The sequence below is a fragment of the Roseofilum sp. SBFL genome (assembly GCF_017746885.1).
GTDB lineage: Bacteria > Cyanobacteriota > Cyanobacteriia > Cyanobacteriales > Desertifilaceae > Roseofilum.
In genome coordinates this window covers 15,252-28,210 of the sequence record NZ_JAGHZH010000190.1, presented here as the reverse complement: position 1 = coordinate 28,210, position 12,959 = coordinate 15,252, and the positions used below count along the sequence as shown (strand labels likewise).

The following is a 12,959-nucleotide window of genomic DNA, read 5'->3' as shown; positions in this document are numbered from 1 at the left end:
ATCTAGCGATTTTTTGGGCAAGTAACCCTCTAACCTGATGCTATAGTTATGCGATCGCGACCATTGAGTTGAGGTTTTCAGCAAAATACTACCGAAAAAGGTCGCTATAGCGACCTTTGAGCTACCTTGTCACCCCTTGAGCCATCTTTCTCTCATTTCTCTCTAACTATGCCTATACTATCCGGATTTGGTATTATTCATTTTAGATAAAGGGGGAGAGCCATCCCCGTAAAAAGTAGTAGATCAGAGCTAAGTATTCATTGGTGACTTTCGTACTTAAGGTGAGGGCTTGGGAACTGGGAATAATATCTGCTAAGGTGATTTTTTTCCACATCGGGGCATTTTGAATGGTAATGAAGTCTGTAGGGCTGGGAATTACTTTGATTTCTAACTCGGAAAAGGTCAGCTCTGCGCGATGCATTTGTAAGGCAGAGGTGACCAGAATAACCGGGGTTCCTTGTAATCCTTGAACTTCGAGAATTTTGCTCACTTGTAGGGCAGCACGATAGATATTATCTCCTTGAGAAATGGGTTGGAGATTAGAATTATGGACTCCAAAACGCTGGAGTAAGTTGACAATATCTTGGGCTTCGTTCGTATTTTCGGTAAGCGTAAGACTTTCTACCCTAGAGCGTCCGGTGACAATGATTTGTGGGTCTTGATTTTGGGAAACGGAGGCCCAAAATATTTCTAGGGTATGAAAAATTAGGTTACCGCGATCGCTCAATTGCACATGGCGATAATTTTCGGTCGTCACGGCTTGCGTTGTATCTTGACCCAAGAGAACAATAATTCGTGCTTGTTCCATGAGGGGAACTGGACAAGCGGCTTGACAGTTCAGATAGCGTTGTTGGGTACTTTTGACGGATTCTGATTCTGCCTGATATGCCAAGCTATAAGCAACCAAGGGCAGGCTAAAGAGGATTAAAATAGCGAACCCAAACCAGAGCAGTGTTTTTCCCGGTTTGGCAATTTCCTTGCCTTTGAAGTGCAACATTCCCGATAAAATCAGAGTAATCGAGAGTCCTAGGGGGGTGAGGGGAAAAACACACAATCTCCAAATGTCTGCCACTACCACCGCACTGGGATTGAAGAAGGTGAGGATAATCAAGGTAAAAATCAGGATTCCCCCTAACCAGGTATAATATTTCTTGGGAATCCATTGCAGGAGAATCGCGTAAGCAATGACTGCAATCAGCAGCCACAGCAAAAGCCGAGTAAGTAGGGAAAAGAGCATACTGTGGCCTGTCTGGGTTGATGACTGGTGAATGAACTGCCTATCACTATCTCCTATTCGCTGCTGTCCGGACAAGGGGCCATTTTTGCTGGCTTTTTTGACGGTAATGGATGCCGAGAAAATCAAGCAATGTTATTATTGGCGATTTAATTGCTCGTGCTATTGCCTTGAGATTTAATAAAGTCAATAAACTGCCGTGCGGTTCTGCCGGAGCGCCCATTATGGCGGGTTGCCCATTGTAAGGCTTGATATTCTAATTCTGCACCCGTGAGAGAAACTTGATTAAGGGTGGCTAAATGTTTCACCATATGCAGGTAGGTTCTTTGATCGGCAGGTTCAAAGGTGAGGGTTAAGCCGAAGCGATCGCTAAACGATAGCTTTTCTTGTACTGTATCCCAATAGTGAATCTCTTCGGCATCTTGAGGACGGGGGCGATCGCCAAAAAATTCCCGGATTAAGTGACGACGGTTGGAAGTAGCATAAACAATGACGTTATCAGGTCTAGCGGTTAAATTGCCTTCTAAGACGACTTTCAGAGACTTAAAGGCATTATCATCTTCTTCAAAGGAGAGATCGTCAACGAAGATAATAAACTTTTGCCGCAGATCCCGCAGCCGTTCGACAATGTCGGGTAAGTCTTTAAGGTCGGACTTCGTTACTTCAATTAAGCGTAAGCTATGATACTGATGAAGTAATCCTTTAATTAAAGACGATTTGCCACTGCCGCGACTGCCATATAAGAGGACATGAAGCGCCGGAGAGCCAGCAAGTAAGGCTTCGGTATTCTGTAAGAGGGCTTGTTTTTGTTCTTCGTATCCCACTAATTCCTTGAGTTGAATGCGATCGGGATAGGAGATACCTTTTAATTCTCCCGACTGCCAGCGCAAGGCTCGATATTCACCAAAGATTCCAGTTCCATGGTTTTGATAATAACGGATTAATTCCGGCAGTGCATCCGCCCAGTTTTTAGTTTTTCCTAGCAGAGGGTGAGCAGAAGAGTCCATTACCCAGGAAACCGGAGGTTCTGGCAGATTTGCCACCCATTGCACCCACAAACCGATCTGTTCCACCACTGGAGGTTCTCCTTGACAGAGGGTTTGTAGGGTCTGTAAATCCTGCCTTGCAGCAGCGATCAGGGGACTAGGAATTTTGGCTAAGGCAAGGTGTTGCACTTTGCTCGTAAAGGGGTTATGGTCTCGGACAATTTGTGCCAGCAGATAATCTGACCAACTTTTTTGCACATCTGCCAGGGTTCTAAACCAATGACCGTATGCTTTGAGACACTCCAGGGAATTGGGTTCGGGTTGATTGAGTTGGTCTAAGAGGCTCAGAAAGGCTTGCCCGACTTCATGATGGAGTACATTTTGATAGAGAAGTAGGGAAACCGCTTGATGTTGGAGTGAGGCAATTTTTTGTTGCGCTGAAGGGTTTAGGGTGGTCATATCAGCATTTGGCGATCTCATGGAAATTTACATTGTATCCGGATCGTTGGGGCGATCGGCTCATTTATAGCGCTTCGCGCTAGGGAATAGGGAATAAGGTCGGAGAATACACGAATGGTCTTGCAATAACGTTGATATAGTTAGCCGTCGTCATGATTATCACTTAGTACCATTACTATTGACTATAATACAGATAAAATTTTCATCGGTATGTCCCGCGATCGCTACCCTGAAAACTGGCAAGAAATCGCCGCTTCTGTCAAAGAAGCCGCATCTTGGCGTTGCCAGAAATGTGGTAAACAATGTCTTCGACCCAATGAGAAAAACAACAGTCTATCAGTTGCAGAGCGCCGAGCAATGACCTTAAATGTTCATCATCGTAATTTTCGCCCAGAAGATAACCGCTTAGAAAATCTAGTCGCTGTATGCACCGGTTGCCACCTGGCATACCACCAAAATCGCCGGGGAAATGTTCCCCCAGGATAATTAGAATTATGGTAATGGGCAATCAGTAATCGGTACACCTATCCTTGATGGCGCTTAAATGGAATTGTATTTCCTTTTTGCGTTTCTTCTGGAGTTTCAGCCTCTTCACGTTCTAAATTCGGGGCTATCTTAGAGTCTTCTTCTTTCAAAGAATCTTTCTTTTCTGGATCGTGCCAAGGAGAATCGTAACGGTTCCACGGCAAAATTGGCCTTTTGGGTAACTTATTGGTCAGTACCGTAATATTATCCTGATCCGGTTCCGGCAGGTTGACTTTCTTTTTGGGAGGATTGGGATTGTCCGCAGTGGAACTCATAGGGCAAAGTAAGTCAAAACAGTAGGGAAACAAGCCATCCCTGGAGAGAAGTTAGCCACTACCATATCCGTCAGAATCACCAGCGCCAACATCCAAGTCCCATAAGCAGCATAGGAGAGGGATTGGGAGATATCATCAAGGCGTTGTTTATTGGCATTATAGGCTTCTGACCAGTTAACCAACATTTGTAGTTGATATTCCTCTGGTGAGAGGGAGAGGTAAGTTTCGAGGAATTTGCGATCGCCTAAATTGGGGCTGACTGCCATTTGCCGAGGGAGAAATGCTGAAATCAGCAATGTAAAGTTTACAAGAAAGCCCAGCAACTCAGCAACTGCGATCAGGTTAGGTACTAACACCAACCGAGATAGGGTTAAACTGGTCAGCAAAGCTCCATTCGTTACAAATAATATATTGAGTTTAGTGGTTAGGGTTTGGTTTTTCTGTCGTTGTTGTTCAAGGACTTCACGGGCATCTCCAACAGCGAGTTTTAGGGTACTGGCAGATAAGGAGTCTTCAGAAGGTTCAGGAGCAAGGGCATCAAAGAGGGAATGCACGATGGCAGTCATGGTGGTAGGAGGTTTTATTCAGTTATAGGGTGAAGGGTGGAGTTAGCCAAAACCTTGGCCAGTTCTGTTTCCTATTATGGTGCATTCTGAACCTGTTTGGGGAGAGGACTTTTACTCGATCTTGGAGATTTTGTGGGTAAGGGAGAGGGGTCACGAACTAGGCTAAATTGCGGATCGAGGCGATCGCTCTGTTTAAAGAAAGCTTCTTTTTTGCCCAACTTTAATATTCTAGACGAAATCCCTGAAATATAATGAGGTCGATATCTTAGGATCAGGCAAGTTTATGGGTCAAATCATTCGGAAAATCTATTTACACTGGAGTGGAACTCACTATAACTGGGCAACTCCTGGTCATTACCATACTATAGTCATGAGTGATGGCACGGTTAAACGGCACACCGGCTATGACCAAATGTTGCGGACTCATACTTATGCCCGCAATGCTAATTCCGTCAGTATCTGTTGCTCTTGTATGGGAGGAGTGGCTTGGCGAGATTATCCCCCTACTAATATTCAGATTGACAATATGTGTAAAGAAGTTGCATCCCTAGCCCTAGATTTGGGTTGGGGTGCCAACGATATTACCATCTCTACTGTCATGACTCATGCAGAAGCAGCCGCCAATCGGGATTTCTCCAAGTGGCAAGCTTGGCGAGGTACAGGAGTTTCTTTTGGTACAGCTAGATACTATGGTCTCCCCCATGATAATTATGGCCCCATCAGTTGGCATGATGGATGGCCCGGAGGAACAGCAGAGCGCTGGGACTGGTGGCAACTGAAATCTTCCGATCGCGGTGGTGTAGGGGGTGATGTCCTGCGAGATAAAATCCGTAATTTCATGCAAGCTGCTGCCGATCCAGACTTACAAAAGATCGAAAATTATCAACAGGAAACAGAATGTCGGCTCTTCTTTGGGGGGCGAGTAATTTCTACAGGATATATCCTGTCTGATAACCGGTGTTATGCTCGGTTATTAGATTTAACCTCACCCTTCCAAATCAGAATTGGTACAGTCCAAAGCGGGGACATCCGGTTTATTAACCTACTTTCGGATAAATACAAACCTAAGTATATGACCGATGCTCCCATTATTCCGAATTTTCCCAATGTTGACATTTACCTAAATCGTCCCTTGGATGTGAATGGAAATGCTGTTGGTGACCAAGATTTCCCTGTACAACCCTTTGTGCAAGGAGTCTTATTAAAGCGTTCTACTTATGTCATCTTGGCAGATTTCTGTAAAGAATTAGGCATTGATTATGCTTATCGGGGTGCAGATAAGTCTATCCATTTAGGCACGAAAACAGCCCCTCCCATGTAAATGCTTTTTGTCTTGCTGACACTACACTTAACAAGGGGCTGAAGCCCCTTGTTAAATAACAGTTCTTTCTGGGTAATGGGTTAAGTTAGTTGCCTGAGCCTCTCAAGGCTTCATTGAAGCGATGGTTTAAGCTGAAGGGGAATTTAGTTACTTGAGTCAGCACCATGGGTAGAGCTTTTATTTCGATAGTAAATGGGGTCTTCTCCGTCTTTTGCCGTGACGTTTTCATAAACGCCGTCATCCCGCTTTACTAATTTACTAAACCCTAAATTTTTGTAATCATTATTGCTTGTGGGAATGCTAAGCATAGGAGCGCTCACCAAACGACGCACAGGTTCATCTAAGGGGGTATGTTCAGGATCAATCTGGGCTAATTCACACAGTTTCCCCCAAGTTTCGATGGTCTGATTCAGGGAATGAAAAACTTCGACCCGGCGATTATTACTAGGGCAGAAATAATCGTAGAGAGGCATAATAATCTGTAAATTGGCAAAAAGGTTAATCTATACTTTAGTATATAGGGCTTAGAGACCAATTTCAATAGATGGATGGGTCAAGGTTCGTTTGTGTCGATCAATTGGGCGATCGCCATGGGTAAGTCAGTTTGAACGCAGCGGAGAATTCTCTGTACTAACGGATACAATTTGAGGTTGTGAAGTTTTGATAATTAAAGATTACTAGGAGAGTGTAAGTAGGTTATCCTAGACCTTCTTAGCTAAGATATCCTAAATGGCTAAAGCGATTCATTTGATTGTAAGGGGCATAGACGATGATTCAACAGCGACACTCTCAAACGCAACAGTTAAGAGATTGGGCTTATCTGGGTATGGAAAAATATTTCCGCAAAGCGATCTCCTATGAACAGAAGGTTTTAGCTGACCAAGATCCGGAAGATTTACACCAGATGCGGGTTGGAATGCGACGCTTACGCAGTGCAGTTACCGGTTTTGCCCCCATTTTAGACTTACCCCCCCAGATGAGTAACAAGCGGATTGGTAAAATGGCCAGAATTCTGGGAGAGTTGCGAGATTTAGATGTGCTGCAAGAAGCTCTGCAAGAATATCAACCCCAAGTAAAAGCTAAGGAGCAACCCTTATTAGAGAAAGCCTTGCAAAAATTATCCAAACAACGCTCTAAGGCTTTCAAAACCGTGAAAAACTTCCTCAAGGGTAAGACGTATAAGAACTTTAAGCAGTCGGTAAACACATGGTTGCAAGAGCCGCACTATCAGAATTGGGCAGAATTACCAGTTAATAGTGTATTACCCGATCTATTGTTACCTTACATTAATCAATTGTTGCTACATCCGGCTTGGTGGGTTGGGGTAACTGTAGAGGGAGAAAAAATTAAGCGGCAAACTCGGTTAACTCTCAAGGGGGCTGAAGCCCAGATTTCACAACAGGGCGAAGCATTACACGATCTGCGCAAACAAGCCAAACGGGTACGCTATCAAATGAGCTTGTTTAGACAGCATTATGGGCCGGTTTATCAAGAATATGTGCAGGAGATTAAGCAAATTCAGGAAGTCTTAGGCACGATTCAAGATACTTTGGTATTGGAAGCTTTTTTGGATGAGGTTCTACCTTCTAACTGGAGACAGGAAGGGACTGGATTAACTAAGCTGTTGACTAAACAGCGTTACGAATGCTGGAAAGAATGGTACAAGTTGCAACAGCGGTATTTAAATGAACTGGTTCGTCAAGGACTAAGACAAGCCGCGATTAGCCCCTTGATTGCGATCGCCGTGACTGAAAACAATACACTGGTATCAAAAGACCTGCCAGAAGATATGAATTCTAGTAAAACAACCAACCATCGTCATCTGCATAATAAACATTGATCCCCTTTCTTTTCGTTGATGATGCTCGACGCAACAAGGGGTCTCCAGCCCCTTGTCTGCCAAAGTATGGATGAATGGCAAGCTAAAAGAAAAGGGGATTAAGATTCAACGTCCATCGCTTGTTCTACCCAACTATCAAATAACTCTTGATTGTCGGCAATCCACTGATTCACATGGAGATCGATATCTTCGGGGGTATTTTCTCCCTCTTGCATTAGCATGTTTTGAGCATTAATATCGTCAATTGGAATTTCTACCACTTCAAAGAGCTTTTGAGCAGAAGGATTGGCTTCCACAAACTCTTTGTTGGCAACAATCCTCATGAGATCGACAACAAAACCGAGATTTTTACCGTTAGCTGTGGTATCGGCTTCGGACACTTCCCCTTGTGCTTCTGGCAGAGCTGTATAGGGTACTTCTATCCAAACAGTCTCTTCACCTGGTGTCAATACACCACCAACCCAGTAAGGATTCCAAGTGTAAAATAGGACAGAATCGCCGGCTTGGTAGCGAACTATCGTATCAGCGATCAAAGCAGAATACTGACCCTGATCGTGTTCAATAGTATCGCGCAAACCATAAGCATCTAAATGGTGTTCGATCACCAACTCACACCCCCAACCGGGATCGCATCCCGTTAAATTGGCTTTTCGATTACCATCGGTATCAAAGAGTTGGGCAATTTTAGGGTCTTTGAGCTGTTCTAAATTGGTAATTTTATATTCATCGGCTGTTTTCTTATCGATTTGGTATCCTTGTGATACCGCAGGGGTTAGCACTCCAATGTGGGCTAATTTTTCATCCCCACCACTATTTTCATAAAATTCAGTGTGTAGCCTTTCCCAATTTACAGCAGTGTATTGTATATCTCCGTTGCCGATCGCTGCATAGAGGGTTGGAAAAGTAAGTTCTTTGGGAATTTCAGTCTCGTATCCCAATTTCTCTAAGGCTTTGTTGACAATTTCAGTGTGAAACCGCGCTTCTAGCAAGTTAGTATGGGCGGCAATGACTGTTACTCCTTCCCCAGGTAAGCCGCCAGAAGCTTCTGTGGTATTATTGCCACCAGAGGTATTGTTACAGGCGATCGCTCCCAAGAGCAACCCAGCTAACATTGAGCCCAAGGCGAGCGATTTTATTCTCAATTGGATCATCGATTTGCTTCACTAACACAACAATTAGATCTCTCCTCTGTTTACCGATTAAAACTGGACTCAAAAAATATGCCAGAGGATATGAATTCTGGTAAAACCACCAACCATCGTCACCTGCACAATACACACTCATTCCTTTTCTTTTTGCTGATAATGCTCGACAAAACAAGGGTCTCCAGACCCTTGTCTGCCAGCGTGTTCATAGATAGCAAGCTAAAAGAAAATGCAATTAAGATTGAGCCTCCATTGCTTGTTTGACCCAACTATCAAATAACTCTTGATTGTCGGCAATCCATTCATCCGCATGACGTTGAATGTCTTCTGGTGTATCTTCTCCTTCTTGGATTAGCATGTTTTGGGTATTGATGGCATCAATGGGAATTTCTACCAGCTCAAAGAGTTTTTTAGCTGCCGGATTAGCGTCTACAAACTCTCTATTGGCAACAACCCGAATGCGATCGACGACAAAACCGAGATTTTTGCCATTGGCTGTGGTATCGGCTTCAGATACCTCTCCTTGTGCTTCAGGTAGATCGGTATAAGGAACTTCCAGCCAAATGGTCTCTTCACCAGGTTTCAACACGCCACCAACCCAATAAGGAGTCCAAGTGTAAAACAAAACGGGTTCTCCTTCTTTGTAGCGAACCATTGTATCAGCGATCAAGGCAGAATATTGACCCTGATTATGTTCTACAGTATCTCGCAACTCATAAGCATCTAAATGGTGTTCGATCACCAACTCACACCCCCAACCGGGATCGCATCCCGTTAAATTAGCTTTTCCATTACCATCGGTATCAAAGAGTTTGGCAAGTTCGGGGTCTTTGAGCTGTTCTAAACTGGTAATGTTATGTTCATCGGCAGTTTTTTTATCCATTTGGTATCCTTGTAATACCGCAGGGGTTAGCACGCCAACGTGGGCTAATTTTTCATCTCCGCCACTATTTTCGTAAAAGTCGGTGTGTAGTCTTTCCCAATTCACCGCAGTGAAGTCTATATCTCCGTTACCGATCGCCGCAAACATGGCAGGGTAGGTCAGTTCCTTAGGGGGTTGAGTCTCGTATCCCAATTGCTCTAAGGCTCTGTTGATAATTAGAGTTTGAAAGTGTTCTTCGAGCAAGCTACTCTGAGCATGGGTTAAGGTTATACCTTCTCCAGGTAAGTCCTCGGAGGCTTGTTCCGTAGTATTTTCGCCGGAGGTATTGCTACAGGCGATCGCCCCCAAGAGCAACCCAGCTAACATCGTACCCAAGGCGAGCGATTTTATTCTCAATTGGATCATCGATTTACTTCACTAACACAACAATCAGATATCTCATCTGTTTACCGATCACGGTAGCATAAATAATTTACGTCTTCCTTTTTTACTCAGTCCAAGCGGGATGAGAAAGGAGTGAGTCCATCACCCGAACCCCTCGCAGTTGATTCGTCAGGGGTAAATGTCCCTTGGGAGCGGTCAAATCCCAGATAAATCCGCCTGGATACCGCGTCCAAGTTTTACCCGTGCGCCATTGAATTTTGGGCCAGAGTTTTTCCCAGTTTTTGCCCAAGGATAACCAGATCTCCCGTTGAATGGAGAATCCAAATTTACCTTCGGAATACACGAGCCACAGGGTATTAATCGTGTGTAAATCGGTTCGGGGAAATTGGTTCACTTCGGAGAAATATAACCATTTCCGAGTCATGGCACTTTCTCCTGCGAGTTCGCACATTTTCAGGAGCGTCAGGCGATCGGCCTCTTGCCACTTCTGTTCAATCAACAGCGCTTGTAGGGAACTGTAATCAATATCGCGATCCGTATTTAAAGGAACCATTCCTTGGGGAAACTCACGGTTGAGAAACTCTTGCACCACAGAAGACTCAGATGCTCTGAGTTTTAGGAATGCCGTTCCTTGTGTCCAAGTGGGATGGTGGCGATCGCTCTTAGCCAAAAAATCCATCAGCACCTGTTCCCCGGAACTCCCCAAAGTGCTGAGAGTCTCAATGGTTTTCAGTTGGGTTTTCCCATTCGGCGACGAGAGGGCAGTAGAGAGTTGTTCGAGATCGGTAAGTTCAGGCACAGAAACAGCAATTAAATCTTTGAATCCCTAATCGGAATCATTGTACCACGAGGGATGGAGAAGAGGGGAAAAACCCTATTCTTTGATCACTGGAATTTCCACCACAAATTCCGTACCCTGTTCCGGACTCGATTGAAACCATAAACGTCCGCCATGTCTTTGGGTAATAATTTGATAGCTAATGGATAGCCCTAAACCTGTCCCTTTACCGATTGGTTTAGTCGTGAAAAAGGGATCAAACAAACGAGGTTGTACTGACTGCGGAATTCCAGAGCCATTATCATGAATGCGAATAGCAACCCATGCCTCTCCTAGAGCTTCAGTCTTAATCGTGATCCGACTGGGATGATCTTTCAAAATTTTGCGGTCTAATCGATCCTGTCGTTCATCAAGAGCATCAATGGCATTACTCAACAAATTCATAAAGACTTGATTGAGTTGTCCGGGATAGCAATTGATTAAGGGAAGTTCCTGATAATTTTTAGTCACTTCAATCGCCGCACAACTCTGACAGCATTTAAGGCGATTTTGTAAAATCATCAAGGTGCTATCAATGCCTTCATGCACATCGACTTCCTTAACTTCTGATTCATCCAAACGGGAAAAGTTACGCAAGGATTTGACAATTTCCCGAATTCTCACAGTTCCTACTTGCATCGATTGCAGGGTTTTAGGAAAATCTTCGCTGAGGAAATCGAGTTCAATTGCCTCTATTTCTTGTTGGATGGCTTCGGGAGGTTGGGGATAATGCTCTTGATAGAGCTGCACCAAGGATAACAGGTCTTTGGTATAGGTTTGGGCATGGGTTAAATTTCCATGAATAAAACTGACTGGATTATTGATTTCATGGGCAACTCCCGCCACCATCTGTCCCAAGCTAGACATTTTTTCACTTTGAACCATCTGAGCTTGAGTGTGTTTTAATTCTTCCAATGTCGTATTGAGTTGCTCGGTCCGTTCTACCACTTTGAATTCTAAATCTTTTTTAGCTCCTTCCAATGCCTTAAACGTGAGCTGTAACTGAGCCGCCATACGATTGAAGGCTTTGGCTAGGGTTCCCAATTCGTCCTCTTGCGAGAGATAGACTCGTTGAGTCCACTGTCCCTTAGAGAGCTTCCATACGGCTTCTGTCAAATCGGTTAACGGTTGAGTCACCCAACGACTAAAATGCCAAGTGATTGAACCAACAATAATTAAGGTGAGTATACTGAGGGTAATTGCTGAACGATGATAATAGTTCTGGGGAGCAGAGACTTCGGAGGTTTGCTGCATGAGAACGACTCCCCAACCATTGGCTAATTTGACAGAGATGGATAACCAATGGATGCGATCGCTATCTTCAAATTTTAAGAGTCCTTCTTCACCTTTTAAAAGCTGTTGAACTGGGGGATAGGAGCTAAAATCCTGAAGGTTATTTTGTAGTAAGTGCCGGTTTGGATGGGCTAAGAGTTGACCTTGTTCATCAACGAGAAAGGCAAAACCCGTTTTCCCAATTTGGGTTACACCAATTACATTAGAAAGTTCTGTTAATACCATACCCATACGGATCACTCCTTGGGGATGGAAGCGATCGCCCGTTGCTGCATAAACGGGGGCGGAAAAAATCACTGCGGGTTCTCCCGTCTGTCGAGTGATAATGGTTTCACGGGTAATGGGTTCTCCTTTCATGGCTCCTTGGAACCACTTGCGATCGCTAAAATCGATTGGTTTAATCGTTTCTTGTTCGCTCAGGGCGATCAATCTACCCTCTTGGTTTGCAGCTCCAATACTCCAAACCTGCTCTTGATAAGTATGGTGAGTAGATTGTAATCGGGGACGTAGCTGTTGGGGAGTCAGTTGAGAGATTCCAGGTTCACGGCTGAGGTTTTGTACCAGTAAGGTATTCATCCGATCCCATTGCGTGACGCGATCGGCTAATCGTTGGGCTTGAAGGTCAAGAATTTGTTCACTTTCCTGGTTAATGAGCCGTCCAGCATCGAAAGCTTGCAATTGCAGAGCGCCTAGGACAATAGGGACAACCCCTAACAGGATAAAGAGAGTCATGCGCGATCGCAAACTCCCCATTAGCCCGATCCCAATCCAACGCCCTGAAGAAGAGCTACAGCTAGGATTCATCTTTCTAGCAGATGAAGAACCAGATAGAGTAACCATGGAGAACCTCACATCAACCCCTTCGGCATGAAGTACAACTATCTTATAATTGAGATGTGAAAAACTTGTGACAATCTTGCTATCTTTGAGAGGATTTCAAGGGATTGTTGTAAAGATTTTTTAATAGATACGTCCTTAATAAAAGGATAGTCTTAAAAATTCAAAGTTGAATTCATAGGTATAGATACGGTTCAATGCTTCAGGATCAAACGCTCATCCGTAATCTCTGATACAAAATTCAACATTCTCATTTTAATCCAGAACAAAAACACCAAAATCACCCAACCTTACTCTCATTTTTTGCCATATATCTTCAAAAAGATTTAAAAAGAAACATTTAAGTTTTTTGTATTCTTGGTCGAAATGGAAAAAATCCGCCTATTGTAGAAAC

General features: G+C 44.0%; 12 protein-coding genes. 3 read left to right on the top strand and 9 right to left on the bottom strand.

Going from position 1 to position 12,959, the window contains the following annotated elements; genetic code table 11:
* Window positions 1–202: 202 nt before the first annotated feature.
* Both J7545_RS21795 and J7545_RS21790 read right to left on the bottom strand, forming a co-directional pair.
* Window positions 203–1,237 carry a YdcF family protein gene (locus J7545_RS21795; protein WP_318701337.1) on the bottom strand — a complete coding sequence of 345 codons (1,035 nt, stop codon included), beginning with the start codon at window positions 1,235–1,237 and terminating at the stop codon, window positions 203–205.
* Window positions 1,238–1,383: 146 nt separating this feature from the next.
* On the bottom strand, window positions 1,384–2,679 hold the full coding sequence (locus J7545_RS21790; protein ID WP_318720122.1) for an ATP-binding protein: 1,296 nt from the start codon (window positions 2,677–2,679) through the stop codon (window positions 1,384–1,386).
* 210 nt (window positions 2,680–2,889) lie between these two features.
* On the opposite strand from J7545_RS21790, the gene J7545_RS21785 reads away from it, so the two are divergent.
* Window positions 2,890–3,165, top strand: coding sequence for an HNH endonuclease (locus J7545_RS21785; protein WP_318701339.1), 276 nt, complete (start codon window positions 2,890–2,892; stop codon window positions 3,163–3,165).
* A 38-nt stretch (window positions 3,166–3,203) separates the two neighbouring features.
* Here the strand turns inward: J7545_RS21785 and J7545_RS21780 are convergent, their stop codons facing one another.
* The gene (locus J7545_RS21780) at window positions 3,204–3,479 is read right to left on the bottom strand and encodes a hypothetical protein (protein ID WP_318701340.1); all 276 of its coding nucleotides are present in this window, start codon (window positions 3,477–3,479) and stop codon (window positions 3,204–3,206) included.
* On the bottom strand, window positions 3,476–4,045 hold the full coding sequence (locus J7545_RS21775) for a hypothetical protein (protein WP_318701341.1): 570 nt from the start codon (window positions 4,043–4,045) through the stop codon (window positions 3,476–3,478). The genes J7545_RS21780 and J7545_RS21775 overlap by 4 nt, the downstream gene beginning before the upstream one ends.
* Before the next feature lie 283 nt (window positions 4,046–4,328).
* Between J7545_RS21775 and J7545_RS21770 the strand changes: the two genes are divergently transcribed.
* A complete protein-coding gene (locus tag J7545_RS21770; RefSeq protein WP_318701342.1) occupies window positions 4,329–5,366 on the top strand; it encodes a hypothetical protein in 1,038 nt (345 codons plus the stop codon).
* A gap of 143 nt (window positions 5,367–5,509) precedes the next feature.
* Here J7545_RS21770 and J7545_RS21765 read toward each other — a convergent pair whose 3' ends face one another.
* Window positions 5,510–5,839: a hypothetical protein gene (locus tag J7545_RS21765; RefSeq protein ID WP_318701343.1), complete on the bottom strand. Its 330-nt coding sequence runs from the start codon at window positions 5,837–5,839 to the stop codon at window positions 5,510–5,512.
* Between the two features lie 296 nt (window positions 5,840–6,135).
* Here J7545_RS21765 and J7545_RS21760 point away from each other — a divergent pair, with 296 nt between their 5' ends.
* Window positions 6,136–7,206: a CHAD domain-containing protein gene (locus tag J7545_RS21760; RefSeq protein WP_318701344.1), complete on the top strand. Its 1,071-nt coding sequence runs from the start codon at window positions 6,136–6,138 to the stop codon at window positions 7,204–7,206.
* Between the two features lie 98 nt (window positions 7,207–7,304).
* Here the strand turns inward: J7545_RS21760 and proX (J7545_RS21755) are convergent, their stop codons facing one another.
* The 4 genes from proX (J7545_RS21755) to J7545_RS21740 all read right to left on the bottom strand — a co-directional run bounded on the left by proX (J7545_RS21755) (window position 7,305) and on the right by J7545_RS21740 (window position 12,568).
* Window positions 7,305–8,318: a glycine betaine/L-proline ABC transporter substrate-binding protein ProX gene (gene proX, locus J7545_RS21755; RefSeq protein ID WP_318701345.1), complete on the bottom strand. Its 1,014-nt coding sequence runs from the start codon at window positions 8,316–8,318 to the stop codon at window positions 7,305–7,307.
* Between the two features lie 268 nt (window positions 8,319–8,586).
* Window positions 8,587–9,639 carry a glycine betaine/L-proline ABC transporter substrate-binding protein ProX gene (proX, locus tag J7545_RS21750; RefSeq protein ID WP_318701346.1) on the bottom strand — a complete coding sequence of 351 codons (1,053 nt, stop codon included), beginning with the start codon at window positions 9,637–9,639 and terminating at the stop codon, window positions 8,587–8,589.
* Window positions 9,640–9,721: 82 nt separating this feature from the next.
* Window positions 9,722–10,417, bottom strand: a complete 696-nt coding sequence (locus J7545_RS21745) for a GUN4 N-terminal ARM-like repeat domain-containing protein (RefSeq protein WP_318701347.1) — start codon at window positions 10,415–10,417, stop codon at window positions 9,722–9,724.
* Window positions 10,418–10,492: 75 nt separating this feature from the next.
* Window positions 10,493–12,568, bottom strand: a complete 2,076-nt coding sequence (locus tag J7545_RS21740) for an ATP-binding protein (protein WP_318701348.1) — start codon at window positions 12,566–12,568, stop codon at window positions 10,493–10,495.
* Window positions 12,569–12,959 lie beyond the last annotated feature (391 nt).

Excerpts from the sequence above, each read along its gene's own strand:
- J7545_RS21760 (WP_318701344.1), top strand. The coding sequence starts at position 6,136 with ATGATTCAACAGCGACACTCTCAAACGCAACAGTTAAGAGATTGGGCT.
- proX (WP_318701346.1), bottom strand. The coding sequence starts at position 9,639 with ATGATCCAATTGAGAATAAAATCGCTCGCCTTGGGTACGATGTTAGCT.
- J7545_RS21775 (WP_318701341.1), bottom strand. The coding sequence starts at position 4,045 with ATGACTGCCATCGTGCATTCCCTCTTTGATGCCCTTGCTCCTGAACCT.
- J7545_RS21765 (WP_318701343.1), bottom strand. The coding sequence starts at position 5,839 with ATGCCTCTCTACGATTATTTCTGCCCTAGTAATAATCGCCGGGTCGAA.
- J7545_RS21780 (WP_318701340.1), bottom strand. The coding sequence starts at position 3,479 with ATGAGTTCCACTGCGGACAATCCCAATCCTCCCAAAAAGAAAGTCAAC.
- J7545_RS21795 (WP_318701337.1), bottom strand. The coding sequence starts at position 1,237 with ATGCTCTTTTCCCTACTTACTCGGCTTTTGCTGTGGCTGCTGATTGCA.
- J7545_RS21785 (WP_318701339.1), top strand. The coding sequence starts at position 2,890 with ATGTCCCGCGATCGCTACCCTGAAAACTGGCAAGAAATCGCCGCTTCT.
- proX (WP_318701345.1), bottom strand. The coding sequence starts at position 8,318 with ATGTTAGCTGGGTTGCTCTTGGGAGCGATCGCCTGTAACAATACCTCT.
- J7545_RS21770 (WP_318701342.1), top strand. The coding sequence starts at position 4,329 with ATGGGTCAAATCATTCGGAAAATCTATTTACACTGGAGTGGAACTCAC.
- J7545_RS21740 (WP_318701348.1), bottom strand. The coding sequence starts at position 12,568 with ATGGTTACTCTATCTGGTTCTTCATCTGCTAGAAAGATGAATCCTAGC.
- J7545_RS21790 (WP_318720122.1), bottom strand. The coding sequence starts at position 2,679 with ATGACCACCCTAAACCCTTCAGCGCAACAAAAAATTGCCTCACTCCAA.